This window comes from Salinivibrio sp. SS2 (genome assembly GCF_001722075.1).
GTDB classification, from domain to species: Bacteria; Pseudomonadota; Gammaproteobacteria; order Enterobacterales; family Vibrionaceae; genus Salinivibrio; species Salinivibrio proteolyticus.
In genome coordinates this window covers 45955-70761 of the sequence record NZ_MEBP01000107.1, presented here as the reverse complement: position 1 = coordinate 70761, position 24807 = coordinate 45955, and the positions used below count along the sequence as shown (strand labels likewise).

The following is a 24807-nucleotide window of genomic DNA, read 5'->3' as shown; positions in this document are numbered from 1 at the left end:
GATACGATTAAAAAAGCCCGCGAGCACTTGCACGCGGGCTCTCCATGCCTTGTGACGTTACGCCATCATCGGCACCAATACAAGCGTGCCAATAATCACGGTAATTAACCCGCAGATAACTGGCACCGAGGTGCGTTTAACCACTTCAAACGGGCTGAGTTTTGCCATCCCAGATGTCGCTACGATCACTCCCGACACGGGCGAAACCGTGCGGCCTAAGTTAGATGCTTGCAACATGGGGATAATCAAAAAGGCTGGGTTAAGCCCCATCTTCGCAGCTAACGAGGGGGCAAGCTCGACAAACGCATAGAAAGGCGCATTGCCCGACCCGGTCGCAATCGCTGCCGCCACAGTGAGCAGGGTTAGCAACAACATCAGCGCGATACCGCCTGCGCCCGCACTCTCCGCTAGGCCCAATAAGTTGTCAATCGCACCAATCGACATCAAGCCTTGGGCAAATACACCGGCAGCCACCAACAGCATCACGACGCCTTTGAAGGCATCCGCCATGCCTTCATAGCAGGCATCGAGATCTTCTAGCGTTCTTCTGCCATCAAATTTCTTGGTCGCAAAGTCCACCAATGCCCCTAAAAAGATCGACAAGACCACGATGGTATAAATATCAAGATACAGCCCCTCGATGGTTTTCCCATTGAATAGGAACACCCCGATAATGGGTAAAAACGGCAACACTGCGTAATAAGCAGGCGCGTGTGTTTCTATCTCAGAGACATCCACACGCTCCATCGGCGTGTTTTCTTTTTTATCCAGATATTTATTCCAAAAGTAAGCCGCGGCGGCCATCACGATGATTGCACAAATAGAGACCGGCAATACGGTTTCAACCGCAAACACATGGAGAGGCAACCCGGATTTTTCCGCCGCAATCACCACATCGCCCGACGTGGGTGACAAAATAATGGCAGCAGGTGACGCACACACTGCGGTGGCGGCAGGACGAGAAATGCCCATCGCGGTCATCATCGGGAACAAGGTCGCCATCAGAAGGACACCTAACCCAGTTGCAGAGCTGACTGCCAGCGACATTAAACATGCCACGATATAAGCCGCTACGAGCAGCACATAAGGTGACTTAATCACCGATAGCGGCTTAGAGAACTGTTTCACCACGACGTTGTTGGCACCAATGTGCGACATATAGGCCGCAAAGCCGCACAACAACATAATTTGCATCCCGAGGCCGCCACCCCGGTATTGCAGCATGTATTTCACGTATTCAAGCGAGTCGGTAAACAGATTGCCCGTCGACGTTAATTTAGCTGGCAGCACACTGTGTCCGATTAACCCGGTGATAATCAGCAATAAAATCCCTGCGGTTAGCAAGGTACTTGCAGCACGATAGCCTTTGACAATGAAGTAGCCCACAGCCACTGTTACAACGAGCCCAATGAGCAGTTCTAGCATAATTCACTCCGCCAGATGATAAAGATAAAAGAATGGGATGGAATTTACTCAGCTCACTGTACTAAACCCCTGCCTGTAGCACGACAACAACCAACCCCGAGCTTGATTTAAGACAAATAAAAAGCCGCCTCTCAATAAAAGGCGGCTTGGCGATCACAGTTTGTCTTGATTAGGTCATCGGCTAGTGGTGGAAATCAAAGCGATCAGCGTTCATCACTTTCACCCACGCCGCCACGAAATCGTGTACGAACTTGGCTTGGTTGTCATCTTGCGCGTAAAACTCAGCATAAGCGCGTAAAATAGAGTTTGAACCGAACACTAAATCAACGCGACTTGCCGTCCACTTCACCGCACCAGAGTCGCGCGCAATGATTTCATAGCGGTTGCGGCCGACGGGTTTCCATTGATACGCCATGTCTGTCAGATTGACAAAAAAGTCATGACTTAGCTGCCCCACTCGGTCAGTCAGCACACCTTCCGACGCACCGCCATAATTGGTCCCCAGTACGCGCATACCACCCAGCAATACCGTCATTTCAGGGGCCGTGAGTCCCATCAGTTGGGCACGATCGAGCAATAACTCCTCAGGCTGAACGGTATAGTCTTTTTTCAGCCAATTGCGGAATCCATCTGCAACCGGTTCTAACACCTCAAACGACGCCACATCAGTCTGCTCAAGCGTGGCATCACCACGTCCGGGTGAAAAGGGAACGTCGACGGGGAAGCCAGCCGCTTTTGCTGCTTCTTCGATGCCTTGATTGCCTGCCAGCACGATGGTGTCGGCGAGACTAACCTGATGCTTCTGGGCAATATTGCTCAGCACGTTAACCGCCTTCGCTAGACGGTCCGGCTCGTTCCCTTGCCAATCTTTTTGTGGCGCTAGGCGGATCCGCGCGCCGTTCGCGCCACCCCGCTTATCGGATTGACGATAAGTCCGTGCGCTATCCCATGCGGTGGTCACTTTCTCTGTCAGTGTCAGGCCACTGTTGGCAATATCCGCTTTTACCGCCGCGACGTCATAGTCGGTGCGTCCTGCCGGTACAGGATCTTGCCAAATCAAGTCTTCACTTGGCACATCTGGGCCGATATAGCGCGATTTAGGCCCCATGTCGCGGTGCGTGAGTTTAAACCAAGCTTTAGCAAAGGCATCCGCTAACTGCTCGGGATGTTGATAAAAACGCTCCGCAATGCTGCGATAGGTTGGGTCCATCTTGAGTGCCATGTCGGCATCCGTCATGATGGGATTACGACGAATAGAGGGGTCTTCCACATCGACAGGTTTATCTTCTTCTTTGATGTCGATGGGCTCCCACTGCCACGCGCCTGCTGGGCTTTTCTTCAATTCCCACTCGTAGTTAAACAACAGATAAAAGTAGCCGTTATCCCATTGCGTGGGATGGGTGGTCCATGCCCCTTCAATGCCACTGGTGACCGTATCCCGACCAATGCCACGCGCTTGGTGGTTGTTCCACCCTAAGCCTTGCTCTTCAATCGCTGCGCCTTCCGGCTCGGGGCCGAGCTGTTCCGCATCGCCATTGCCGTGACACTTACCGACAGTATGGCCACCTGCGGTGAGTGCGACCGTTTCTTCATCGTTCATCGCCATACGTTCGAAGGTGACACGCATATCTTGCGCGGTTTTAAGCGGATCCGGATGTCCATCCACCCCTTCTGGGTTGACATAAATCAGCCCCATCATCACCGCTGCCAATGGATTTTCCAGATCGCGTTCACCAGAGTAGCGGCTGTTCTCAGCATCACTTGGCGCCAGCCATTCTTTCTCGGCGCCCCAATAGGTATCTTTCTCAGGGTGCCAAATATCCTCGCGGCCAAATGCAAACCCATAGGGTTTTAAGCCCATCGATTCATACGCCATCGTCCCCGCCAGCAAGATCAAATCTGCCCAGCTTATTTTGTTGCCATATTTTTTCTTAATCGGCCACAACAGGCGGCGGGCCTTATCGAGGTTGGCGTTATCCGGCCATGAGTTTAAAGGCGCAAAACGTTGATTACCGGTGGCACCGCCACCGCGACCGTCAGCAATGCGATAGCTCCCCGCGGAGTGCCATGCCATGCGGATCATCAAGCCACCATAATGTCCCCAATCGGCGGGCCACCAAGACTGACTCTCGGTCAGTAACGCTTTCACATCCTTTTTTAGTGCATCGATATCGAGGGTTTTAAGCGCGGCGTGATAATCGAAATCATCATCAAAGGGGGAGGTTTTACTGTCATGTTGATGAAGAATGTCGAGGTTTAGCGCGTTTGGCCACCAGGTTTTGTGTGCCATCGCTTCCGAGGTTTTGCTGCCGTGCATGACAGGGCACTGGCCACCAGACGTTGAGCGTTGTTGAGACATTGCTTTCTCCTTGCTCTTATTGTTCGACAAGCTTTCTTCACAGCGAATCAGCTTGCGCATTGCGTTAATAGGCAATCAGGCGAAGTGCATGATTGTCCCGACTAATACAACGTTAATAGGCATGAGACATCCGCGCTAATCTGTTTTGCCAATTACTGTGATTGCTGACACCACAGTTACCAGTCAGCATACGCTTAATGCCACACTGCTAATGCATTGATAAATAGACACGCCATTTCCTAACGCCTTGTGTTGTCATCAAAACACAACGGCAGCATGACTGCGTCAAATCAACGTCAAGAAAAAGGCATTATATTTCAGTCTTTAACGATAGACTCTCATCCCCCAAAGAAGATTATCTTCGTCACCTGATGGAAAATAAAATAAAGCAGACTAGCCTAATTTTGCAGGCAGGATTTTGTTGTTGCCCTAAGCGATTGAAGCTCATTCAATCACGATTCACATTGTCGCAATTAGGAACACAATTATGAACGCTTCAGATGCACAAAACCTGACATCCCAATTTGATACTTGGCTGAATAACCACCAACATTTAGTTTCTAACCAACAGCAACTGCAGCACAGCGCGCTCTTTGCGGTGCCACGCGATGGCGACAGCACAGTATCAGGTCAAAACACCATCGGTGCCGGTAAAAATGCGCAAACAGAATCGGCGCAAGGTAAGAAATTGGATGATGCTATTAGCGCTGGCAATCACAGTGAAATTGTTCGCTTGCTCACCGAGTCTACCGGTAACGCGGTGTCGAGCATTTTAGGCTTAGCTCAAAGCCGCACCGGCTGGAATCCGCTAGACCCAGATAATGACAAGAATGCCGAAGGGTTTCAGGAGTTTGTGAGCTCCATTCTTAAAGTGCCCTTTTTTAATGTCACCCAATCAGAGCGCACCATGGTGCATTACGAAGAAGAGAACTACAACTCTCTGATTGATAAAGTCGTTGGCCTCTATGATGGGATCACCGAGCAAGATGTTCCGCTGATTAAAAACAGTATTGTGAACCTTGCCAAGGCGTGTACTAGCCGAGTGAATACCCAAAACACCAAAACCTTGTTTGTCCAAAACACCATGAACGCGACTGGGACGGACATTGTCGTCGGTATTCAGCAAACCTTTATGATGATGGAGCGCAGTCACAGCTCAGGTAAAGGTGCGCCTAAAGATCAGTACAAAACTGAGATCACTGTAAATGTCATGGAATTGACCTTTAAAGGTGGCCTGTGGAATGAAAGTGCCGCGGAGAAGCTCGCCGATAAATTTGTGAAAAGCTGGGACGACTGGCTGGATGGCACTACAACGCCCGCGTCACCGAGCGCAGACCAAATTCAATTCTGCTTTGGTCCGGCACATCGCGCACGTCAAAAACAAGAAGCGGACGCGATCAAGTAATCACCCTCTGCTTCCTTTATTCAAAGCGGGAGTATTGGCTCATCTGTAGGTAACACGGCAAGTCGATTGTTGGCTTGCCGTTTTTAATACGTCCACTTACGGTTTTGTAGTACCACTCGATAACCGTCTAGATCTTCAAAGGTGCGCCCGTCTTTATCCCAATAGCTATTGTAACTCGGCACGGGTTTAAACCCAGCGGCTTCAATTTGTTGACACGCAGTCTGCCACGCAGCGTGATCCGGCAAGTAAAAGACCAACAGGTTTTCCTGTGACGGTGCTGGACCGACATGGGTGCCGCGATGATGGGTGAATTCAAGGTGATAGTTATGATGTGGGTGACCAATAATGGCACCATCAAAATCATTATGGCCAGAAAACGTCGCCAACAGCTCAAATCCCAGCCCATCACAATACATGTTAGTAATATCGGCCAAATTGTCAGTGGGTCGTGCCACCCGCATCACGGTGTCTTTATCAATCATTGTGCTGGCTCCTCCGGCTCGCAATTCAATGTTTGCATCATGGTGATAGAGTCGGGGGTAAACCCCAGCGCTTGATAAAACGCCTGCGCGTCCTGATTAAACGTCATCACCTCCAGTTTAATCACAGTGGCATGATTGTCTTTCGCCCATTGGGTACACGCAGCCATTAACGCTTTGCCCGCGCCGGTTCCACGCGCATCACGGTCAACCACAATGGTATTCACATGACACATGGGATCGTCGACCAGATGAGGAATGTGTACAAACGACTCCAGCCTTGCCGACAAAAAGCCAATCACTTTGTTTTGATGCTCTGCCACCCAAAAGTACTTATCCTCTTCTTGCAGCGCTTGCTGCAAAAACGCCCGACCGCTTGGGCCAGGCGTTGCAAACAGATGCGGCGCATGTTGATGGTGCATGTCTCCAATTTGTACATTTAGAGCGAAGATGGCATCCAAGTCCTCAACCGAGGCACGTCTCACTTGCATCCTTGTGTCCTTTAAATCCTTTTGTGTATTAGGCGATAAAAATCTGCCCTAATACATAACCGAGCGCACAAGCGCTCACCACGCCAATTAAGCCGACCGCCATAAATGAATGGTTGAAATACCATTTACCAATTTTGGTGGTGCCGGATGCATCGAAGTTCACGGTCGCAATATCTGAAGGATAGTTGGGAATAAAGAAGTACCCATATACCGCTGGCATAATACCGATAAGCAGCGCAGGTTCGAGCCCTAACCCAAGACCCACCGGCAACATCATCCGTGCGGTCGCGGCTTGCGAATTAACAACTACTGACACGATAAACAAGGCAAGTGCAAAAGACCACGGATATTGAGTGACCATCTCCACAATTCCCGACTTAAATTGCGGCATCGCGTATTGGAAGTAAGTGTCTGACATCCAAGCAATCCCGAAGATAGCAATGGCCGCCACCATCCCAGATTTAAACACCACACCATTCGGCACATTACGCGGATCCGTTTTAGTCGCCAATAAGATGATCCCGCCAAAGCAGAGCATCATCATTTGAATAACCACCGACATGCTGATGGCCTTACTTGCCCCTGCTACTGTGCGAATTTCTGGCCACATCGCGATAATCACAATGGTAACGATGGCACTGATGAACAGTAACACCGCATTGCGCGCGGAACGGGGTAATACCTCATCTAACGAGGTCGCGGTGGTATTTTCGATACGCTCGCGCCATTCGGGATCTTGTAAACGCGCTTGGTAATCCGGATCGTCATCCAGCTCTTTGCCGCGGCGCAAGCTATACAGAGACATCAGCAAGGTACCGAACAAGGTGGCGGGGACAGTTACCAACAAAATCGAGACTAACGTAATATCATGTTGAATATCGGCAAGCTGTGCAAGGTAATACACCACCGCAGCAGAAATCGGCGAGGCCGTAATCGCGATTTGAGAGGCAACCGACGCCGCCGCCATTGGGCGCTCCGGACGAATACCATTTTTCAGCGCGACATCACCGATAATCGGCATAATGGAATACACCGCGTGACCAGTACCAAGCATAAAGGTCATGGCATAGGTGACAAACGGTGCTATCAAGGTGACGCGTTTTGGATTTTTACGCAATAATCGCTCCGCCACTTGCAGCATATACTTAAGGCCACCAGCCGCTTCCAAGATAGAGGCGCAGGTGACGACCGCAAGAATAATCAGCATCACGATCACGGGCGGTGACGTTGGCGGCATCTGGAAGATAAACACTTCGATGACCAAGCCAATCCCTGAGACCACGCCCAGCCCAATGCCCCCGTATCGGGAGCCGATGTACAGCATTAGCAGTAAGAACAAGAACTCTAAATACAACATACCCTCACCTCTCTACCCGACTACGCAGGCTGTTTTTGTTATGCGTTTAGCCTAGAACTTGTGTCATGCCTGCCAAGTGGTGCCAATAGCCGTTGCAATCGTGGTTAAGCGGTTGCGGGTTATTGCCTGCTTGGTTAGCACGGAATTTGTCTACCCAGTGCAAGGTGTCAAGCGACAGTGGACTTAACCGCACCACATCCACCAGCCCTTGCATTGACGGTAAATCGTTAATGAGATTTGTGCACTGCCCAGACTGGGTTTGAATGCCGTTCAGCACAAATACGGCCTGGCCCTCTTGGGATTCCGTTAACCGTCCATTGGGATAGTTGAGGCAGCACAGCTCGCAGTCATCTTTGGCGCGGTTTTCTGAGCGCGCGGTAAAACAGCGTGCCGAATAAGCCAGTGGTAAGTAACCATAGCCAGTGACCTCCACCTCAAACTGATCGCGAATACCCAGTGCATCGCAGCCGTTCAACATATTCACCAACCAATCGCGCGAAAGCTCCACCGGCATCACCCAGCGTGTCATACCCAGGTCGACAAATTGCTTTAATGTTTGTGGGTTATAGCAGTTGATAGCGGCCCCCACCACAAAGGGCTGCCGACGCTCACTTAAAAACTGCACCGCACTCACGTCATTCGCTTCAATGCGAATATCATCATTATCACAGTAGCGTTTTAGCATGCTCAGCTCTGAGGGCGCTTCAATCAGCGCCATGGTCGAGAGCACCACTTGTTTACCAGACTCAGCCAGCTCACGCGCGAGCCCGATCCAGTCTTTGGTCTTCAGCTCTCGTCGCTTGGCACAGACGGTTTCACCGAGATAAATCACATCGGCTTGGCTGTCTGCTGCCGCTTGATAAAAGGCTTCAACCTCAGCCTTGGGCCAGTAATACAGGATCGGCCCGAGAGAAAATTGCATCATAATTCCTTATTGCCACTTGCGATGGTAAGCACCCAAACTGGTTTGCACCCCTTCAGAAAGACTATCGAGCGAATGCGCCCAATCCGATGCAATATCAAACGCATCAGGGTTTGCGACACAGCGATCAATCGCTTGACGCCATACCCGTGCAACTTGCTCCACATACGCAGGACTGCGCTGACGACCTTCGATTTTGACCGATTTGATCCCGGCGCGATAAAGCTCAGGCAGGACACTTAAGGTGTTCAAACTGGTGGGTTCTTCCAGTGCGTGATAGCGGTTTCCGTCGACACAAAAACGGCCTTTGCAGAGGGTGGGATACCCCGCTTTTTCATCGGCTTGGTACCGATCAATCAAGACCCCGTTTAAGCGCGACTCCAACCCTTGCTCAGTATCTTGCCAACGCACGAATGCCGCCGGTGAGCAAGCGCCCACGGTATTGGGCGATTGGCCGGTAAGATAAGATGATAAATAGCAGCGCCCTTCGGCCATAATGCACAAGCTGCCAAAGGCAAATACCTCTAAGTCGACATCGGTATCGCGTGCTAGCTGTTTAACCTGATGAATAGACAGCACCCTCGGCAATACCACCCGTTTAACGCCGTATTGCTGCTGATAGAAGCGGATCGCTCCAGCGTTAGTGGCAGATGCTTGGACAGAAAGGTGTATATCCAGATCGGGGTAGGTGCTGGCGGCGTAATCTAAACAGGCCATGTCAGCGAGGATCAGCGCATCAGCGCCATTTCCGGCGGCGCTATCAATCGCATATTGCCAACGGCGCCAACCATCAGGATGAGCAAAGGTGTTAATGGCAACGTGCAAGTCTTTGCCGTGGTCATGTACATACTGACTGGCACGCTGCAATTTGCTGTCGGTAAAGTTCAGCCCCGCAAAATGTCGCGCATTGGTATCATCTTTTAAGCCGACATACACTGCATCGGCGCCATGTTCGATCGCTTTTTTAACCGCCGGAATATTGCCCGCCGGACAAAGGAGCTCCATAACATTGCATTCCATTTTATGATTGTCCGGCTAAGATAAGGGCGTTGCCAATGTGGGGGGTTGATGTGCATCAAGCTCACTTATCCATGATGATAAAAATCGCGATAAATGACGCTGTTGGCACAAAAACTCCTCTCATTTTTGACTCGGATCCAATGACGAGGCATTCAATCTCGCTACTCTAGTGGCAATCAACCATTGGCACCAAAGGAAAGCCAAATGCTCGTTAACCCAATCACCCAACAACCCCTTGCCCTGCCACTGCCTCAGCCCAACCTGATTACACCAGGGCTAAAAGCCATCACTCAGTTACCACATGGGCTGCAAGCTCAGATGCTGACCAAAGTCATGAATACCGCTTTTGCGGTGCCTCTGGCAGAGGACGAGTTCGACTTTCTTGCTGGCCGTACCATTCGCATTGGATTGCGCGATCTCAACGCGAATTGGTTCGTGTCGCTGAACGAAGACAACCAATTATTGGTCCGCTTGTCTGGGGAAGAAGACGCCAGTATCGAGGGAGATTGGTTAGCGTTTTTAAAAATGGCGACCCACTATTGCGATCCGGATACGCTGTTTTTCCAGCGCCAACTCAGTATCAGTGGTGATACCGAACTTGGGCTGCATGTGAAAAACCTGCTTGATAGCCTCGAAATCGACACCCTGCCCAAGCCGCTGGCACGCTCACTGACGTTAAGCCATCACTACCTCACTAAACTCGCGTTGTAGTGCACGAGCGGCTGGGGTTGCAGACGCCCAGTCGCCTATTATATGATTCTGTTTCCTTTCTTTAGCGGAGTCTGTGCCAATGAACAACTAACACTCATTACACCGTTTTTATATTCGGTATCTTGGGGTTAGTCGGTATTCATGGTCACTGGGCTTACGTTTTCTCTATTGCCAAACTGTCTCTACGCAGGTTTTCTGTGTAGCACATACCGCCGCCCCTTTGTGTTGCTTTACATAAAGGAGGCCTTATGCCTTACCTTATTACACATGATCTCAGCGTGACGCTGCCCGATGGGCGAGTATTGTTTGAACCTGTCTCTATCACCTTTGAGCACGGCCCCATTGGCCTTGTGGGAGATAATGGCACCGGAAAATCACTCCTCCTCGCGCTGTTGGCAGGTCATACGTTGCCATCCACGCAAGGAATTCATTATTCAGGCCATGTACAACGCGATGGCGATATTGCTTACCTATCACAGCATATTACCGCCCCAAAGACACAAACATTGGCTGAAGTACTTGGCATCAGCGAACAGCTTCATGCGTTGTCGGCCATTGAGGCTGGAAGCGTCGACCCAACACATTATGAGCAAGTAAATGATGACTGGGATATCGCCGAACGCTATCAGGCAACACTGACCCAGTTAGGTATTGATGCCGCTTTGTCAGCGCCTTTGCATGTGCTTAGCGGTGGCCAATTGACGCTGCTGAGTTTATATCGCGTTTTTCACTCTCAAGCGCATATCGTATTGCTCGATGAACCAAGTAATCATCTTGACCGAACCGCACGACATAAGCTCGTAAGCTGGATCGAAAACTATCCTGGCTTAGTGATCACGGTGAGTCACGACCAACAGTTACTTCGCCATATGCGAGCTATCTATGCATTAACACCACAAGGTATCGCAAAATACACGGGCAACTATGACGACTTCATTCGCACGCAACGGCAAGAACAGGAAGCACTCATCGCGAAACGAACGCACCTGAATAAACAGCACAAACAGGTATTACGTCAACAGCAGCAAAGCGCTGAAAAGGCACAGAAGCGCGAATCAAAAGGTAAACAATTACGTAAAAAATCCAGTCAGGCAAAGTCGATTCTGGATGGACAAAAAGAAAGTGCGCAAGACGCTAAGTCTCGAGCGAAAACACAATTTTCTCAGCAACTTAAGCGTTACCAAAAGCAACTCGACGCGTTGGATACGCAGCTTCCGGAAAACAACCCAACGCTGTATATGCATCACTCAGAGCCAATGAAACGGCGACGGCTTATGAAAGCCACCCAGTGTCAGTTACCATTCGGACACACTGAACCGCTTGATTGGTCTGTCTACGCGGGGGAGCATTGGCTACTAACAGGGAGAAACGGTGCAGGAAAATCCACGTTACTGCGGACATTAATGGGTCATCACGCGCCTGTCAGCGGCTCAATCGACGTTGTCGGTGACTGTGTGTATCTAGATCAACACTTCTCACTACTGGATCCCAAACAAACACTGCTATCGTGTTTGCGCCATCATAGCGACTTGTCAGAGTCGGATGCTCGAACCTGCCTTGCTAGCTTAGGGTTACGTGGCGATCGCGTTTATCAAACGGTTGATAGTTTAAGCGGTGGCGAAAAGATGAAAGTGGCGATGTTAGCGGTAGCCCACCAGCACGCCCAGCCACTATTACTGTTGGATGAGCCAGACAATCATCTTGACATCTCAGCCAAACACGCACTGGTCGACGCGCTTAATCATTATCAAGGTGCCTATATATTGGTCAGCCATGACGATGCCTTTACTGATGCGCTGCATCTGACCCATCAATGGGAGCTTGGATATCATGCTGCCAGCAGCTTGCTAAGTGATCGATAAAGTAGCGCACGACAGGCTGTTGATAACTACGCGATAAATAGACCGCCCACAGTGCACTGGGCGGTAAGCGATAATCGGTCAGCAAAGGTATTAACTCCCCCTGCTCCACATAGGGATTGGCTAAATCACATGGCACACGGACAATCCCTTTTCCCATTCGCGCCGCATTGACCAAGGTGCCTAAGTCGTTGGCGTGAATCGGCCCACTCACTCTTATCTCTTCTCGGCGACTGTCTTTAATAAACTGCCAATGATCACCGCTGACATGAATCAAGCACGGGTGATCACTGAGATCGCTCGGGTGATTAGGCTGGGACGCGTGGGCTATATATGCCGGTGACGCACACACGATAGAATCGATAGCCATGAGTTTGCGGGCAATTAAATGCTCATCCGGCTGAGGTGTGAAGCGCAATGCAATATCGACCCGCTCATCCACTAAGGGCGTAAATTGGTCGGAGGCAATCACTTCAATCACGACCTCTGGATGCGCATCGGTAAATTGCGTTACTGGCGCAACAAGGATCCCTTGCGCTAAGCCGATTGGCGCAGCGACTCGAATACGACCGGTTAAGGCACCGTGTAATCGTCCAGTCGTCAACGTTAACGCCGCCGCTTCGTCCAAAATACGCTGGCAATGACCATAGGCTTGCTCACCGGCATACGTTAAGCTGACTTTACGCGTTGTCCGATGCAACAGACGCTGCGCAAGCCATTGCTCGACCTCTTGCACATGCCTTGAAACTTGCAAACGCGTTAGCCCAAGTTGTTCGGCCGCCCGCGTAAAGCTTTTGCAATTGGCCACTTCTACAAAACTACGTATTGCCGTAAGCCTATCCATATTGTCTCTTTAATTGATACAAACTGTATCTATTATGATTGTTTATCCAATAAATGAAAGCTAATAAGCTACATCCATCCAAGCAATCACAGCATGAGGAAGACAATATGAAAATCGCAATTATTGGTGCAACAGGTTGGATCGGTAGCCAAATCGTCGAAGAAGCGCGTCATCGTGGGCATGAGGTTATCGCTCTTGTCCGTCAGCCAGAAAAAGTGACCCGCAACGATGTCGAGGTGCGTCAATTCGACTTGCTGAATAACCATCACTCTGTACAACAGGCCGTTGCTGACGCTGATGCAGTCATTGCCGCCGTGGGCGGGCGCGCTGCAGGCAACCATGAGATGGTGGCAAACAGCGCTAAGCGCTTAATTAACGAGTTACCCGCCGCTAACGTCAAACGTTTACTCTGGGTCGGCGGTGCTGGCTCACTAGAAGTTTCACCGGGAGTCGAGCTGGTCAGCCTGCCCGACTTCCCTGACGCTTATAAAGCAGAAGCGCTCGCTCAAGGCGACGCTTTGAAGGTATTCCGTGAACACGCCCATACCCTAGATTGGACGTTCGTCAGCCCTGCTGCGGAGATTTTCCCGGGCGACAAATTAGGCCGCTATCGCGTTGGCGCGGATACCTTGCTTACCGATGACCATGGTGACAGCAAAATCAGCGTTGCTGACTATGCTATCGCGATGATCGACGAATTGGAAAGTGGCGCCCACCGTCGCCAACGTATCGGTGTGGCTTACTAATCCAAGCTCATTGCCCAGCGTGCTCACCCGCCAACCAAGGTTGCGTGAGTGAGACCGTCTGGGCATCAAAATCAATACAGGCTTGAGCCCCCAAAGGTATGGTTAACATCGGATGCGTATGGCAACTGTCAAAACCATCAACCACAGCGAGCGGCTTCCCATCGAGTATTTCTTCAAGAACGTTATAGGTTGAACGTCCCGTTCCTTTGTCATCAAACAGCTCGTGTTTACCAAGTAACACCGCGCCTACCGTATCAAACACCCCAGCCAGTTTTAGGTGTGCGAGTGAGCGCTCAACCGTGGCAATATCCAACAAAGAGTCCTCAATCAGCAGAATATCGCCTGTTTCAATCGCTGGCATATAAGGCGTTCCCCAGATCCCACTCAGCGTATTGAGGTTGCCACCGATAATACGCCCATTTACCTGACCTTTACCCATAAATTGCCATGCATTCTCATAGGTCGGTTTTGCCTCTGTCTGTTCGCCCCAATCAATCATGACATCCGTCCATTGGGCAGGCATCTTATAGGTCATCGGCAGCGTTACATTCTCAGTTGTTACGGCTCGAAACGCATCAAAGGTTTCATCAACCAGTGGCGGAAACTCCCCTAAAGACGCCACTAATGCAGGCCCATAAAACGTGATTAATCCCGTTTTGGCATAGATACCCAGCAGTAAAGCAGTGAGGTCCGAATAACCCACGATAATCTTAGGATCATCAGCCAAAGCGGCATAATCGATATAGGGAAGTAAAGCATTGCTGTTCATTCCACCAATCGTCGACATGATGCAGCGCACATTCGGATCACGGATCAGCTGGTTGAGCTCTTCTGCACGCGCCTTGATCGAGCCTGAGCGATAGTGATCCGATTGCCCTGTCAATGCTCCCGCCTTCAGTTCAAAGCCTTGTGCGTTGACATAGTCCATCGCGCGTTCAAATCGTTGGGGCGCAAATACGGTGGCTGGTGATGATGGCGAGAAAAAGCCAATTGTCTCGCCTTTTTTAAGAGATGGTGGCAGTAACATATTGTCATCCTTGATTTTTAATCTCCCTAGCATTAAATCATCTGGACGAGATAGTCACAATACTCCGCCGATTAATCGCTGGGTGGCGTACTGATAGTCTGACAAATGTGTTCGGCAATTGGCATGGCTGAGGTCGCGGCTGGCGATGGGGCATTACACACATGGAGACTGCGTGCAGATCGAACGAAGAGGAAATCGCCCACCAGCTCACCGCTATTCAACACCGCTTGGGCACGAATACCGGCTGGATAAGGGTGTAAATCATCCAATTGAATTGACGGGCAATACTTACGAACCTGCTTGAGGTATCCCGGTTTATAATGCGCATTCCACCATTCTTTTATACCGGTGCGCAGATTCGCTGCAGTGACTCGCCAAAATCCGCGAAAACGCAGCATATCAAGCGTATCACGCCAACTAAAATTGTATGTGGCATACCCCTCGCGTTTCCAGCCCTGAACGGCATTTGGGCCTACCGTCAAACCACCATCAACCATCCGCGTGACATGGACACCCAAGAAAGGCAAATCTGGATCCGGCACTGGATAGATCAAATGCGACACTAACTCCCGATGCTTTTTCGCTAGTTGATAATATTCGCCGCGATAGGGGATGATTTGAAACGATGTCGCTAACCCTTGCAGCTTCGCCATGCGATCAGCCATCAAACCGGCACAAACAACCAAAAATTCCGCGTGATAACGGTGCGACTCTCCCTGCGATTGGGTATCAATCACCACACCGTCGTGGTCTTCGTGTAGCTTCGTCACTTGAGTATTTAGCACGAGGTGCCCACCAGCTGCGACAAAGCGTCCGGCCATTTTTTCTGTCACTTGAGCATAATCCACAACACTGGTCGCTTTGACATAGATCGCGCCTAAACCACGCACATTCGGCTCAGCGCTGGCGAGTTGTTGGGCATCCCAACACTCACACTCGATCTCATTGAGCAAACAACGTTGATATAAATCATGCATCCTCGCCAGCTCTGTCTCTGTGGTCGCGACGATTAACTTGCCACACTGCTTATAAGGAATGCCCTCTTGCTCACAAAAAGCTTTGGTGGCAGCAGCCCCACGCTTACAAAAATCCGCTTTCAAACTACCGGGCGGATAATACACGCCAGCATGGATTACGCCGCTATTATGGCCCGTTTGATGCTGGGCCAAAGCAGGCTCTTTTTCTATCAATAGAGTGCGTTTGTTTGAATATCGCTGTTGCAACTGCCAAGCGGTGGCTACGCCGACGATACCGCCCCCAACGACCACAAAATCGTACGCCATTAGCTACTCCTTTCGTCACCCGTTAATCGGTCACGTCCAGAAAATAATACTGGCTAACGTCGCAAATAAAACCAAAAGATTCAAAAAGATGATGAGCAGCATGGTTGCTTTGATGGGTTTGTAGCAATAAGCAAGCAGCTTGGCGGGCACGAGCCTCCTTGAGAGCGTGCGAGATTAACGCCCGCGCGACACCTTGTCGCCGTGAATCCGGCTGCACGTACAAATCGTTAATAATTAAGCCACGGCGCGCCCTCGCCAATGAATACAAAGGCGTTAGGTGGACAAATCCCACCATGGAGGATTGGTAAGAAGCGGTCAATATACACGTATCTTGCTCGCGCAACCGTTGCTCAGTAAACGCCCTTGTTTGGCTGAGCGGAGGACGAATCGCGAGCCAGCGCTGGTACTGGTCAAATAATACCATGAGGGCGTCTAGATTATTTAACTCCGCTTTTGCTATATGCAACATTCTCTCTCTATCGCAGCGCTATGGTTACTTTTCAGTGTAAGCGCCGTCGCGACGTTCTGCTGTCAACACCTCAACAGACGAGCATAAAGAACAAAATGTATACCGTCACACTACGTTGAAATTGTTCACAGTATCTAGGTTGATATGAAAGCCAATCAAAAAGTTATAGTGCATAAGGTGACATAAATAAGGCGGCTAAACGCCGCCTCAGCATCTATCGACCCCTGCACGGATATAGGATCGTTTGGGTAGGTCCGTATTGCGTCATGTTCCGATTACGCCATTGAGCGGGTGCGATACCACTTTACTGTAACAGGCGCGAGCTCTTTTAACGCGTTACGCACCATGACAAATGGCACTTTGATGAAGTAGAACGACATCAACACCATCATCATAGGATCTGCATAAACCGCATAATCCGACCAAGGTGAATGCGCCACTAACCAAGCACCTAGAAAGCCCAAGGTGACCGCCAGACTCAATAAGGTGTCCATTTGCCACTGGCGCGATTCCGCCTCTACTAACTGGCTTTGCCCTGCTTGGTTTTTACGTGCAATCATCCACCATCCGTAGCCACAACCCACAACGTTGACAATACCAAATAGCACCGCCAATGACGGGTTAACCGCACGTCCCCCTTCGACCAAGGAGGAGACCGCTTCATACAGAGAATAACTCACCAACAACATAATCACAGCGCCTTTGATGGCGACAACAAGCGGAGTAAGCAGCGCACGTGTGATCGGCCGTGCGTAACGCGAGTGGATATACCATGACGCTCCCAGTGACAACAAAGTTAACACTAGACTAATCAACGAGTAGATACCGTCGAACATAATCACTAAAGAGCCAGCAATCCATCCAACGGCAAGGCCGGCGATGGCAAACCCCAATGCGAGAAGGGCCGAAAACACTAATACTGACTTTTCATTGATCACGTTTTGAGGAGACATAAAACACCAAAAGTAGAAAACACGCACATATTCTTGGTGCTACTGCGCCGCTTTACAAACACGAACTTGCTGACATTTTCATCACCCTGTAAAGAGTTCAATAAAAGCCATATTATTTCAATCACTTACAAGCAAAAACAACTGTCAATATTTCTGACAGTGAGTGTTCTAAACAAATTTTAGTTATGAGATAGCGCTAAATCGCATTTTGCTTGTATATAACTTTTACGCATACTAAATCTAGATTTAGATTCTTTATGGACTAAGAAGATGAGAAAAGGCGTGTTACTCGCGGCAATTAGCTTGCAGCTTTTCCTCGCGATGACCAGCACAGGATGGTGGCAGTTTGGTGCGGCACTCAGTGCGTTTCTGTTGGTCGCGGTATTACGTTTACCTCAGGACACGCCGCATGAGTGAACCTGAGGCAACGATGGAGGCTAGGCAGCGAGCAGCAGCCAAGCAAGCGATGTACAGGAGATAATCACCCACAGCGCAACACCAAACAGTAAAGGCTTAGGGCCTGCCGTACGTAGCTGGGTGACAGAAATACTGCAGCCGATTAAGAATAAACACACCACTAATACTTGCTTTGAGATGGCGAAAATAAACTCATAGATAGGTTGCGCTTGGACAAAGACATCACTGATACCAATCGCCAGACAATAGAAAACAATAAAGTACGGAATCGTGATTTTTTTAGCGTGGCTGCGAAACATGAGTGCACTGACAAACGCCACAGGCACAATCCATAATGCGCGCGCAAGTTTGAGGGTGGTCGCGGTCGTTAGTGCTTGCTCACCATAAGCGGACGCCGCGCCCACCACCGATGACGTATCATGAATCGCGATCGCCGCCCAGGTTCCAAACGTGTGCTGATCTAGCCCCAGCGCATGTCCTACCATAGGAAACACAAACAGCGCCAATGAATTCAACACAAACACCGTGCCTAACGCGAGACCAATTTGTTTATCATCCGCGTTGATAGCGGGCGAGACAGCTGCGATTGCACTGCCGCCACAAATCGCAGTGCCTGAGGCAATCAGGTGACCGGTCTTTTTATCCAGTCCCATAAGTTTGGCCAGTAATGTGCCAAAAACCAGCGTGCCTGCAATGGTGGCAATAATCAGCCCTATCCCATCGCCTGTCACGGCGAGAGCCTCTTGCAGTGGGATACCAAACCCTAGACCCACAATCGAATAAGCCAGCAATTTTTTGGTGATTTTGGTGAGGGGGATTGCGCTTGGTACCCAGCCCAAGGAGGTTAACAAAAAGCCCAGCACCAGAGCGATCGGCGAGCTTACCCAAGGGGTTAAACAGGCTAACACAGCCAATGAAAAAGGAAGATAACGCGTGTATGCGGTCATAATGATGCTCAGTAAAAATCAGTGACGGCATTGTAGCGCTCGGTAGGTGTTCAGAAAATCTTAAACTTTTTAACCTAGGTTAAGTTTTGCTTAACCTATATGGCAACCTATTGAAAAACCACTTATCGAGCCGCGTATTTAGAAATCAAACAAGTAGTTGGTAATGCTATCACTCAGCCATTGGATTCCCGGATGCTCGGCCATCCCTGAGGCAGTGAATAGACAATAGTCTTCTTGGGTCAAACCGTAGGTATGTTTGATCACTGCTAAGCGCTGTTCTCGTAAGTATTGCCGGATCAGCGGCTCAGGCAACACGCCCCACGCTTCTTCTTGTAAGATGGTATTGAGCATATATTCAAAGCTCGAAAAGCCAATGTAGCGGCGTGAGAAAGGTTGCAGCTCGGGATTGTCTTTTTCATTGAGATAAACCATGACCGCTTGCATGGCATTACGCAATTGATCATCACTGACTCGACGCAATCGACTCAACGGATGCTCACTGTTGCACACCGACATCATGCGAATTTTACCCAGCGGCTGATAGTTGATGCGCGGATCGTCAATCCGCTCGTAGTCTACTCCAAACGCAAAATCGACTTGTTGTGTTTCAACCAAATTGGCCAGATCACCGCTCGACGCTAACACGAGGTTAAAGGACGTCGCCGTAAAGCGCTTGTTTAGCTGGTGCGCCCAGTCCTGCCAAAGTTGATCGGGGATCGCATCATCACGCGCAATCCACACTTCAGCATTAAAGCCCGCATTCGCTTGCTCGCACGTACGACGAATACGTGCCGCCGTGACCGATATGCTCTCGAAATCTTTGTACACAGCTTTGCCGATTTCCGACAGGGTTAGACGGTTACCGGTGCGATAGAACAATTCGGCGTTAAGTGATTGTTCTAGCGCTTTAATCGCCATACTCAATCGTGAACGATTCACATCCAGCTGACGTGCAGCTTCAGACACTGAGCCGGTCTCTGCGACTGCACAAAACGCATCAATTTGGGTTAGATTCATGCCGCCCTCCTCACGCTATCCTACCGGAGTGCGGCAAAGACACAAAGCGCTATTACCGCTTGTCAGCACTCTTGGTCGCGCGGCGATTACGCATTCAACCCTTTAAACGCGCTGACTTTTTTAGTGAGTTCTTTCATGCGTAAATCAAACCCACTCACCGCCTGTTCACTTTGCTCAAACACTTCTTGAGTGCGGGTACCCTGCTGAGCAAGCTCTTCAATGCTCTGATTGATTTCATTCACCGCGCCGCTTTGCGTGTTGGCCCCCTCGGCAATCCGCCCATTATGCTCAAACAATTGCTGCAAATGACTATCCAAGGTGCGCATATTTTCTACCGCTTGTTGGTGAGTATCGAGGCTATGCTGGCTATCCTGACTGACTTGGTTGATTTGCCCAGTCACATTATCCGATGCCGAGCGCAGCTGATTGATAATTTCTTGGATCTCACTGGTCGACTCACCGGTGCGCTGCGACAGCGAGCGCACTTCATCAGCTACCACCGCAAAGCCACGCCCATGTTCGCCCGCTCGCGCTGCCTCAATCGCCGCGTTTAGTGCGAGTAAATTGGTTTGTTCCGAGATGGTGCTAATCACCTCAAGCACGCGAAGAATATTCTCGATATGGTGATTCAACTCATCCAAACTGCTCTGACTCGAAGCCATGTTTTCACCCAGTTGCTCAATGTGCCGCAGGCTGGTATTCATGCCATTTAAAGCCTCTTTAAGCGCCGCATTCCCAGCCTGAGACAGCTCGCCGGCGTAATTGGCCGAATCCGTCACCTCGGTGGTGATTTCGGTGATGTCTTGACTCGCGGCAGAGATCGTTTGTAGCGACTGCTGCTGCACCATACCGGCTTGATTCACCTCATAAGCTTGCTGCTTGAGGACACCAAATGCAGACTGTGACTCGTCCACCGTCTGGTTTACCGCTTGCAATGCATCTCGAATACGCGCTAGCAAGCCATTGATTTTGTTTGCTAGGCGACCGACTTCCGCTTGATCGTTCACTGCTATCTGGTGGCTCAAGTCGAGTCGACTAGCAATTTCATCGACCTCGGCGGAAAGCTTTTTTATCGGCTGCGTCAAACTACTGATTACCCAATGGGTAACAAGGAGTGCAATGGCAATAAACACCAAGGTCACTAATAAAGATTGGATAAATTGATCCAGGATGGGCCCTGTAATTTGTGCTTTGGGGATCTCAACCACCACGAAACGGTCCAAGTCTGCGAGCCAATAAGACCCCAGCAGAAACGCTTCATCACCGATGGTCACTTCGCTAATCACCGGCTTATCCGTCCCCTTGGTTACCGCTTGGCGAAATGCGCTCGCATTGTCCGCATTCAGTGCCGAATCTGTCGGTGCGACCTGCACACTGCCGTCGCGCGCGGCAAGCATGGCTCTTCCCTGCTCACCAATGCGAAACCCCTGTACCAGATTCACCAAGCTACTGACATTAAACCCTACCCCAGCTACCACATACGGCTGACCCGTCGCAGGGTTTTCTGGCACGCTGCGATAGTTAATAAAAATCACATACTGATTGCCATTGGGATCTTTGTTCATGTTCAGCTCATAGGGCTGATTCTTACTCAGAAAATTCGGATAAAAGTCTTTGAACGGATAGGTAGTCATTGAGGCGCTGCGATGCTCGCCATCATAAGTAAAAATATACTTCCCTTGGCTGCTATCGAGCGTTGCAAATGCGTTGTCTGCCCCCAAACGCGTCTTGGCATTCGACAGCGCTTGATGAATTGGCGCGAGATTGGTCAGGTCGCCGCCATTATCCACCCAATCAATCAGCCCAGACTGATGGGCAAGAAAGTTAGAACCGGTGATCGCAGGTTGTAGTTCATTACTAATTTCAAACGCCAGCCCCCTCAGCTGACTGGGTAATATAATATTTTTGAGATCATCGAGCTGCTTGTTTGCCGACAACATCGCTTGCTGCACCATCGCAATCAAGGTGCTGAGCACTAAGATAGTCGAAAGAACAATATAAATTCGCTTTCTGATTGAAAGAGTTTGCCAACGCATACGCCGTCCTTTTTATTATCATTACTAACCAACATATCAATATTAGTCAGCAAACTAGACAAGCATGACGGGTTAATGACAAACGACATAATATTTGGCGCTTTGGTGAGTTCACTGAGAAAAAGGAAGGGTATCATCTAGAAGATCAGCACATTTACCCTACATTTCTATACAAATGTGCCATTATTCAACCCTGTTTATAACAAGGGAATTGGACTGAAAGGTTTCAAAATATGACAGCCGACACTGAAGAAGCGCGAATAAAAAAATGGAATTAAAAAATAGATAGGATAATAAGCATGCTATGGTGCCCCGGGCCGGACTTGAACCGGCACAGCGCGAACGCCGAGGGATTTTAAATCCCTTGTGTCTACCAATTCCACCACCAGGGCAACGCAGTTATGCGTGGTAGCACCATAGTCCGCAGACTGTGCTGCGAACGAGACTGTACTTTAATGAAATTTAACCCGAGGTCAATAGTCCTTTTATTCTTTTTGATTCAGATGGTTGAAAAGCAGACAGAGAAAGACGTTTCGTCGTCAGCGATCAATAAACACTCATGCATCACAAATGGTTTAACCGTATAAGCCTCATCATCCCTACCGGCATATGAACCATAACCAGTCAGTACCCCAGTAATATCGCTAAAACGTCCACAGTAAATGTAGTTCATCTACAAGCGTATGAACGTTTATAAGACCAAAGTATGTGATTATGATGAGCAGGCTAACGTGATCGTGGAGCGGTGTTTTTTACAAGTTCGCCAGCACCCCTTTCACAAAGGGGGCTTTGTGCTTAACGTAAACATCTTGATCACGCACACCTTGAGCGAGTATTGCGCGCTTTTCGTTTTCGTATTCAGCGCGCACACCAGGGTTATCGAGCAAATACTGTTTGTACGCAATTTGACGGTGATGCTCATCACTGTCTTTTTCAATCACGTGGGCGTGCACCAGAAAACGCTCATCTTGATAGATTACAGAGGCATCTTTACGAGGGCGGTGTTCGGGAAAAGGCTGATCGCTGTGCTGATCTTGAAAACCGAGGGCATAGAGGTGAGCGACAGCATCGTCACGCTCGCCAGAACGATAGAGAATGGATAAATCAATAATCCCCTTCCCTCCTACTTTGGCAGACGTAGAGCCAAAGTGTAGTACCTCAATACGAGGTGTCGAGATGTGTTCAGACAAGGTTTGGGCGACGTCTAAGTAAATAGGACGCCAAGGAGAGAAACTGGCGTCAACTAATTGGTAGGGCTCGAGTGTGATCATGTGGCACCTTGCTGGAAAGAGGAATGCAGATAAATATGTGTAACTCGCCAAGCAGCCTATCGACTGTCATCAAGCTAGGTGTTTATCGTACCAGCAGTTCCCATGCAAACAAATCACACCTCCGTGCTAGACACCTTCCACGAGCTTAGGATTAGAACCGTATTGATTACTGTTTTGATCGCCTTCTAGGGCGCAGAGTACCAGTATGACTGCCATCCCAAGCAGAGGTATGAACAAAAGCAGTAACCACCACGCTGAACGTCCTGTGTCATGTAGCCGTCTTGATGTCACCGCCAAGGTTGGCAGCAGCAAGGCTAACGAATAAACCATGCTCAATACAACTAACCCCGAGAACTCAGCGACAATATTAATCGCCAACGAGATACAAAAGTTAACCAGAAAAAACATCCAGTATTCCTGACGGTGCGCACGTCCAGAAAATGTAGCGTACTGGCGCAATACTTTTAAATACCATTCCATACGTTCATCACCTTTTAGCAATAAAACCGATAATACGTATCTTAGAATGAGGAACGCCGTTAGGACCATGTCAGTGATAAGACATCTGACTGTTTTATCATCAGCTTGGGAGCCTTATCACTGATTTCTTACACAATAGAAGGCGGTTAGCTTTGCAAACCCGCAGCGTGCATCAAAAGCTTAAATAGCCAAGAGACAGCCCCCAATGCCGCTACACTGGCTCCCCAGATCGCGATTAACCAAAGCCAACGCTGCCAAGTCGGTTTTGTCATACCAGCCATCAGTGATAGGCCTCGTCCGGATTCACTTTGCCACTAAAGACACGGTAACTCCAATAGGTGTACATCAAAATAACCGGGATGATAAATACCGCGCCAATCAGCATAAATTGCAAGCTTTGTTGTGGTGAAGCAGCCTGCCAAATTGTGATACTGGGTGGAATGATATGCGGCCAAATGCTGATGCCGAGGCCAATAAACCCGAGCAGGGTGACACACAACGCCATAATAAATGGACGATGGTGAGCCTGATCAGGACGGGTACGCCAAAGACGGAGCAAACAAAGAGCGGTCAATAAAGGAACTGGGGAGAGAATGAGCAAATTTGGCAGACTAAACCAACGGTCGGCAACCCCCGGATACGCAAATGGCGTCCAGACACTGACTATCGCAATACTTATCGCCATCAACACAACCAGTCGACGGCTCAAGTGGTACATACGCATTTGCAACGCATGCTCCGTTTTCATGATCAGCCAAGTGGCCCCCAGTAAACCGTACGCAATGATCAATCCTATACCGCAAAAGAGAGGAAACGGTGCCAACCAATCGAGTCCGCCACCAGCAAAAGCGCGGCCCTCGACAGGAAAGCCTTCAATCACCGCACCCACAGTCACCCCTTGGAAAAAGGTGGCAAAAATAGACCCGGCCATAAAAGCGGTATCCCAAAAGCCATGATGCCCGGGCAGCGCTTTGAAACGGAACTCAAACGCCACACCACGAAAAATAAGCGCCACCAACATCAAAGTGAGCGGGATTGTTAACGCATCGACAATCACGGCATATGCCAAGGGGAAAGCACCAAATAATGCCGCCCCACCCAGGACCAACCAAGTTTCATTGCCATCCCATACCGGCGCGACACTGTTAACCATCAAATCGCGCTCTTCGCGCTCAGTGATAAACGGCATCAGAATCCCGATCCCCAAGTCAAATCCGTCCATCACGATGTACATTAAAGTGGCAAACACGATGATGCCAAACCAAATCATTGCTAAATCCATGTTTCCC

Annotated in this window: 24 protein-coding genes, 1 tRNA gene and 1 pseudogene; 5 read left to right on the top strand and 21 right to left on the bottom strand. The window is 49.7% G+C overall.

Annotation, left to right across the window (positions count from 1 at the left end; translation table 11 throughout):
* Positions 1 to 57: 57 nt before the first annotated feature.
* Positions 58 to 1425: an anaerobic C4-dicarboxylate transporter DcuC gene (gene dcuC / locus BGK46_RS13860; protein WP_069590198.1), complete on the bottom strand. Its 1368-nt coding sequence runs from the start codon at positions 1423 to 1425 to the stop codon at positions 58 to 60.
* Between the two features lie 181 nt (positions 1426 to 1606).
* A complete protein-coding gene (gene katG, locus BGK46_RS13855) occupies positions 1607 to 3784 on the bottom strand; it encodes a catalase/peroxidase HPI (protein ID WP_069590196.1) in 2178 nt (725 codons plus the stop codon).
* A gap of 487 nt (positions 3785 to 4271) precedes the next feature.
* Here katG and BGK46_RS13850 point away from each other — a divergent pair, with 487 nt between their 5' ends.
* Positions 4272 to 5189, top strand: coding sequence for a hypothetical protein (locus BGK46_RS13850; RefSeq protein WP_069590194.1), 918 nt, complete (start codon positions 4272 to 4274; stop codon positions 5187 to 5189).
* A gap of 83 nt (positions 5190 to 5272) precedes the next feature.
* On the opposite strand, the gene BGK46_RS13845 is transcribed toward BGK46_RS13850, so the two are convergent.
* Genes BGK46_RS13845 through ubiU form a run of 5 tightly spaced genes read right to left on the bottom strand, consistent with a single transcriptional unit; the run spans position 5273 to position 9443 of the window.
* Positions 5273 to 5671, bottom strand: coding sequence for a VOC family protein (locus tag BGK46_RS13845; RefSeq protein WP_069590192.1), 399 nt, complete (start codon positions 5669 to 5671; stop codon positions 5273 to 5275).
* Positions 5668 to 6159: a GNAT family N-acetyltransferase gene (locus BGK46_RS13840; protein ID WP_069590190.1), complete on the bottom strand. Its 492-nt coding sequence runs from the start codon at positions 6157 to 6159 to the stop codon at positions 5668 to 5670. Before BGK46_RS13840 ends, BGK46_RS13845 begins: the two co-directional genes overlap by 4 nt.
* 28 nt (positions 6160 to 6187) lie before the next feature.
* Entirely contained in the window at positions 6188 to 7516 is a 1329-nt protein-coding gene (locus BGK46_RS13835) for an anaerobic C4-dicarboxylate transporter (protein WP_069590188.1), read from the bottom strand.
* Between the two features lie 46 nt (positions 7517 to 7562).
* Complete coding sequence (locus BGK46_RS13830; RefSeq protein WP_069590186.1) at positions 7563 to 8438, bottom strand: U32 family peptidase; 876 nt, start codon at positions 8436 to 8438, stop codon at positions 7563 to 7565.
* 9 nt (positions 8439 to 8447) lie between these two features.
* Positions 8448 to 9443: a ubiquinone anaerobic biosynthesis protein UbiU gene (gene ubiU / locus BGK46_RS13825; protein WP_069590184.1), complete on the bottom strand. Its 996-nt coding sequence runs from the start codon at positions 9441 to 9443 to the stop codon at positions 8448 to 8450.
* 219 nt (positions 9444 to 9662) lie between these two features.
* Between ubiU and ubiT the strand changes: the two genes are divergently transcribed.
* Together ubiT and BGK46_RS13815 are read left to right on the top strand one after the other, a co-directional pair.
* Positions 9663 to 10169 carry a ubiquinone anaerobic biosynthesis accessory factor UbiT gene (gene ubiT / locus BGK46_RS13820; RefSeq protein WP_069590181.1) on the top strand — a complete coding sequence of 169 codons (507 nt, stop codon included), beginning with the start codon at positions 9663 to 9665 and terminating at the stop codon, positions 10167 to 10169.
* A gap of 248 nt (positions 10170 to 10417) precedes the next feature.
* Positions 10418 to 12031 carry an ABC-F family ATP-binding cassette domain-containing protein gene (locus tag BGK46_RS13815; protein WP_069590179.1) on the top strand — a complete coding sequence of 538 codons (1614 nt, stop codon included), beginning with the start codon at positions 10418 to 10420 and terminating at the stop codon, positions 12029 to 12031.
* Here BGK46_RS13815 and BGK46_RS13810 read toward each other — a convergent pair.
* Complete coding sequence (locus BGK46_RS13810) at positions 11955 to 12872, bottom strand: LysR family transcriptional regulator (RefSeq protein ID WP_069590177.1); 918 nt, start codon at positions 12870 to 12872, stop codon at positions 11955 to 11957. The genes BGK46_RS13815 and BGK46_RS13810 overlap by 77 nt on opposite strands.
* 107 nt (positions 12873 to 12979) lie before the next feature.
* Between BGK46_RS13810 and BGK46_RS13805 the strand changes: the two genes are divergently transcribed.
* Complete coding sequence (locus BGK46_RS13805; RefSeq protein WP_069590175.1) at positions 12980 to 13618, top strand: NAD(P)-dependent oxidoreductase; 639 nt, start codon at positions 12980 to 12982, stop codon at positions 13616 to 13618.
* Positions 13619 to 13625: 7 nt separating this feature from the next.
* Here the strand turns inward: BGK46_RS13805 and BGK46_RS13800 are convergent, their stop codons facing one another.
* The 4 genes and pseudogenes from BGK46_RS13800 to BGK46_RS13785 all read right to left on the bottom strand — a co-directional run.
* Entirely contained in the window at positions 13626 to 14645 is a 1020-nt protein-coding gene (locus BGK46_RS13800) for a S66 family peptidase (RefSeq protein WP_069590173.1), read from the bottom strand.
* Between the two features lie 71 nt (positions 14646 to 14716).
* Positions 14717 to 15928 (bottom strand): L-2-hydroxyglutarate oxidase, encoded by a 1212-nt coding sequence (lhgO, locus tag BGK46_RS13795; RefSeq protein WP_069590171.1) that lies wholly within the window; start codon positions 15926 to 15928, stop codon positions 14717 to 14719.
* A 22-nt stretch (positions 15929 to 15950) separates the two neighbouring features.
* Positions 15951 to 16397, bottom strand: coding sequence for a GNAT family N-acetyltransferase (locus BGK46_RS13790; RefSeq protein ID WP_069590169.1), 447 nt, complete (start codon positions 16395 to 16397; stop codon positions 15951 to 15953).
* Positions 16398 to 16717: 320 nt separating this feature from the next.
* Positions 16718 to 17350, bottom strand: a pseudogene (locus tag BGK46_RS13785) (cation transporter); the annotation flags it as partial.
* A gap of 270 nt (positions 17351 to 17620) precedes the next feature.
* Between BGK46_RS13785 and BGK46_RS17645 the strand changes: the two are divergent.
* Positions 17621 to 17767 (top strand): hypothetical protein, encoded by a 147-nt coding sequence (locus tag BGK46_RS17645; RefSeq protein WP_157891195.1) that lies wholly within the window; start codon positions 17621 to 17623, stop codon positions 17765 to 17767.
* Between the two features lie 20 nt (positions 17768 to 17787).
* Here BGK46_RS17645 and BGK46_RS13780 read toward each other — a convergent pair whose 3' ends face one another.
* The 9 genes from BGK46_RS13780 to cydB all read right to left on the bottom strand — a co-directional run bounded on the left by BGK46_RS13780 (position 17788) and on the right by cydB (position 24800).
* Positions 17788 to 18714 carry a YeiH family protein gene (locus BGK46_RS13780; RefSeq protein WP_069590165.1) on the bottom strand — a complete coding sequence of 309 codons (927 nt, stop codon included), beginning with the start codon at positions 18712 to 18714 and terminating at the stop codon, positions 17788 to 17790.
* Positions 18715 to 18852: 138 nt separating this feature from the next.
* Positions 18853 to 19731 carry a LysR family transcriptional regulator gene (locus BGK46_RS13775; RefSeq protein ID WP_069590163.1) on the bottom strand — a complete coding sequence of 293 codons (879 nt, stop codon included), beginning with the start codon at positions 19729 to 19731 and terminating at the stop codon, positions 18853 to 18855.
* Positions 19732 to 19817: 86 nt separating this feature from the next.
* On the bottom strand, positions 19818 to 21767 hold the full coding sequence (locus BGK46_RS13770) for a methyl-accepting chemotaxis protein (protein WP_069590162.1): 1950 nt from the start codon (positions 21765 to 21767) through the stop codon (positions 19818 to 19820).
* A 305-nt stretch (positions 21768 to 22072) separates the two neighbouring features.
* Positions 22073 to 22159: transfer RNA gene (locus BGK46_RS13765), tRNA-Leu, on the bottom strand.
* A gap of 107 nt (positions 22160 to 22266) precedes the next feature.
* The gene (locus BGK46_RS17640; protein ID WP_175418665.1) at positions 22267 to 22440 is read right to left on the bottom strand and encodes a hypothetical protein; all 174 of its coding nucleotides are present in this window, start codon (positions 22438 to 22440) and stop codon (positions 22267 to 22269) included.
* A 79-nt stretch (positions 22441 to 22519) separates the two neighbouring features.
* On the bottom strand, positions 22520 to 23038 hold the full coding sequence (locus BGK46_RS13760) for a GrpB family protein (RefSeq protein ID WP_069590160.1): 519 nt from the start codon (positions 23036 to 23038) through the stop codon (positions 22520 to 22522).
* 126 nt (positions 23039 to 23164) lie between these two features.
* Positions 23165 to 23518: a DUF805 domain-containing protein gene (locus BGK46_RS13755; protein WP_069590159.1), complete on the bottom strand. Its 354-nt coding sequence runs from the start codon at positions 23516 to 23518 to the stop codon at positions 23165 to 23167.
* A 146-nt stretch (positions 23519 to 23664) separates the two neighbouring features.
* Positions 23665 to 23790 carry a DUF2474 domain-containing protein gene (locus tag BGK46_RS17205; protein WP_077668667.1) on the bottom strand — a complete coding sequence of 42 codons (126 nt, stop codon included), beginning with the start codon at positions 23788 to 23790 and terminating at the stop codon, positions 23665 to 23667.
* A gap of 8 nt (positions 23791 to 23798) precedes the next feature.
* Positions 23799 to 24800 carry a cytochrome d ubiquinol oxidase subunit II gene (gene cydB, locus BGK46_RS13750; protein WP_069590157.1) on the bottom strand — a complete coding sequence of 334 codons (1002 nt, stop codon included), beginning with the start codon at positions 24798 to 24800 and terminating at the stop codon, positions 23799 to 23801.
* Between the last annotated feature and the right edge of the window lie 7 nt (positions 24801 to 24807).

Bases quoted from the DNA above. Each gene is read 5' to 3' on its own strand.
- dcuC (WP_069590198.1), bottom strand. From the start codon at position 1,425: ATGCTAGAACTGCTCATTGGGCTCGTTGTAACAGTGGCTGTGGGCTAC.
- lhgO (WP_069590171.1), bottom strand. From the start codon at position 15,928: ATGGCGTACGATTTTGTGGTCGTTGGGGGCGGTATCGTCGGCGTAGCC.
- BGK46_RS13840 (WP_069590190.1), bottom strand. From the start codon at position 6,159: ATGCAAGTGAGACGTGCCTCGGTTGAGGACTTGGATGCCATCTTCGCT.
- BGK46_RS13805 (WP_069590175.1), top strand. From the start codon at position 12,980: ATGAAAATCGCAATTATTGGTGCAACAGGTTGGATCGGTAGCCAAATC.
- cydB (WP_069590157.1), bottom strand. From the start codon at position 24,800: ATGGATTTAGCAATGATTTGGTTTGGCATCATCGTGTTTGCCACTTTA.
- BGK46_RS13815 (WP_069590179.1), top strand. From the start codon at position 10,418: ATGCCTTACCTTATTACACATGATCTCAGCGTGACGCTGCCCGATGGG.
- BGK46_RS13810 (WP_069590177.1), bottom strand. From the start codon at position 12,872: ATGGATAGGCTTACGGCAATACGTAGTTTTGTAGAAGTGGCCAATTGC.
- BGK46_RS17640 (WP_175418665.1), bottom strand. From the start codon at position 22,440: ATGAACTACATTTACTGTGGACGTTTTAGCGATATTACTGGGGTACTG.
- BGK46_RS13790 (WP_069590169.1), bottom strand. From the start codon at position 16,397: ATGTTGCATATAGCAAAAGCGGAGTTAAATAATCTAGACGCCCTCATG.
- BGK46_RS13760 (WP_069590160.1), bottom strand. From the start codon at position 23,038: ATGATCACACTCGAGCCCTACCAATTAGTTGACGCCAGTTTCTCTCCT.
- BGK46_RS17205 (WP_077668667.1), bottom strand. From the start codon at position 23,790: ATGACAAAACCGACTTGGCAGCGTTGGCTTTGGTTAATCGCGATCTGG.
- BGK46_RS13800 (WP_069590173.1), bottom strand. From the start codon at position 14,645: ATGTTACTGCCACCATCTCTTAAAAAAGGCGAGACAATTGGCTTTTTC.
- BGK46_RS13835 (WP_069590188.1), bottom strand. From the start codon at position 7,516: ATGTTGTATTTAGAGTTCTTGTTCTTACTGCTAATGCTGTACATCGGC.
- BGK46_RS13770 (WP_069590162.1), bottom strand. From the start codon at position 21,767: ATGCGTTGGCAAACTCTTTCAATCAGAAAGCGAATTTATATTGTTCTT.
- BGK46_RS13830 (WP_069590186.1), bottom strand. From the start codon at position 8,438: ATGCAATTTTCTCTCGGGCCGATCCTGTATTACTGGCCCAAGGCTGAG.
- BGK46_RS13755 (WP_069590159.1), bottom strand. From the start codon at position 23,518: ATGGAATGGTATTTAAAAGTATTGCGCCAGTACGCTACATTTTCTGGA.
- ubiU (WP_069590184.1), bottom strand. From the start codon at position 9,443: ATGGAGCTCCTTTGTCCGGCGGGCAATATTCCGGCGGTTAAAAAAGCG.
- BGK46_RS13775 (WP_069590163.1), bottom strand. From the start codon at position 19,731: ATGAATCTAACCCAAATTGATGCGTTTTGTGCAGTCGCAGAGACCGGC.
- BGK46_RS13780 (WP_069590165.1), bottom strand. From the start codon at position 18,714: ATGACCGCATACACGCGTTATCTTCCTTTTTCATTGGCTGTGTTAGCC.
- BGK46_RS13850 (WP_069590194.1), top strand. From the start codon at position 4,272: ATGAACGCTTCAGATGCACAAAACCTGACATCCCAATTTGATACTTGG.
- BGK46_RS13845 (WP_069590192.1), bottom strand. From the start codon at position 5,671: ATGATTGATAAAGACACCGTGATGCGGGTGGCACGACCCACTGACAAT.
- katG (WP_069590196.1), bottom strand. From the start codon at position 3,784: ATGTCTCAACAACGCTCAACGTCTGGTGGCCAGTGCCCTGTCATGCAC.
- ubiT (WP_069590181.1), top strand. From the start codon at position 9,663: ATGCTCGTTAACCCAATCACCCAACAACCCCTTGCCCTGCCACTGCCT.
- BGK46_RS17645 (WP_157891195.1), top strand. From the start codon at position 17,621: ATGAGAAAAGGCGTGTTACTCGCGGCAATTAGCTTGCAGCTTTTCCTC.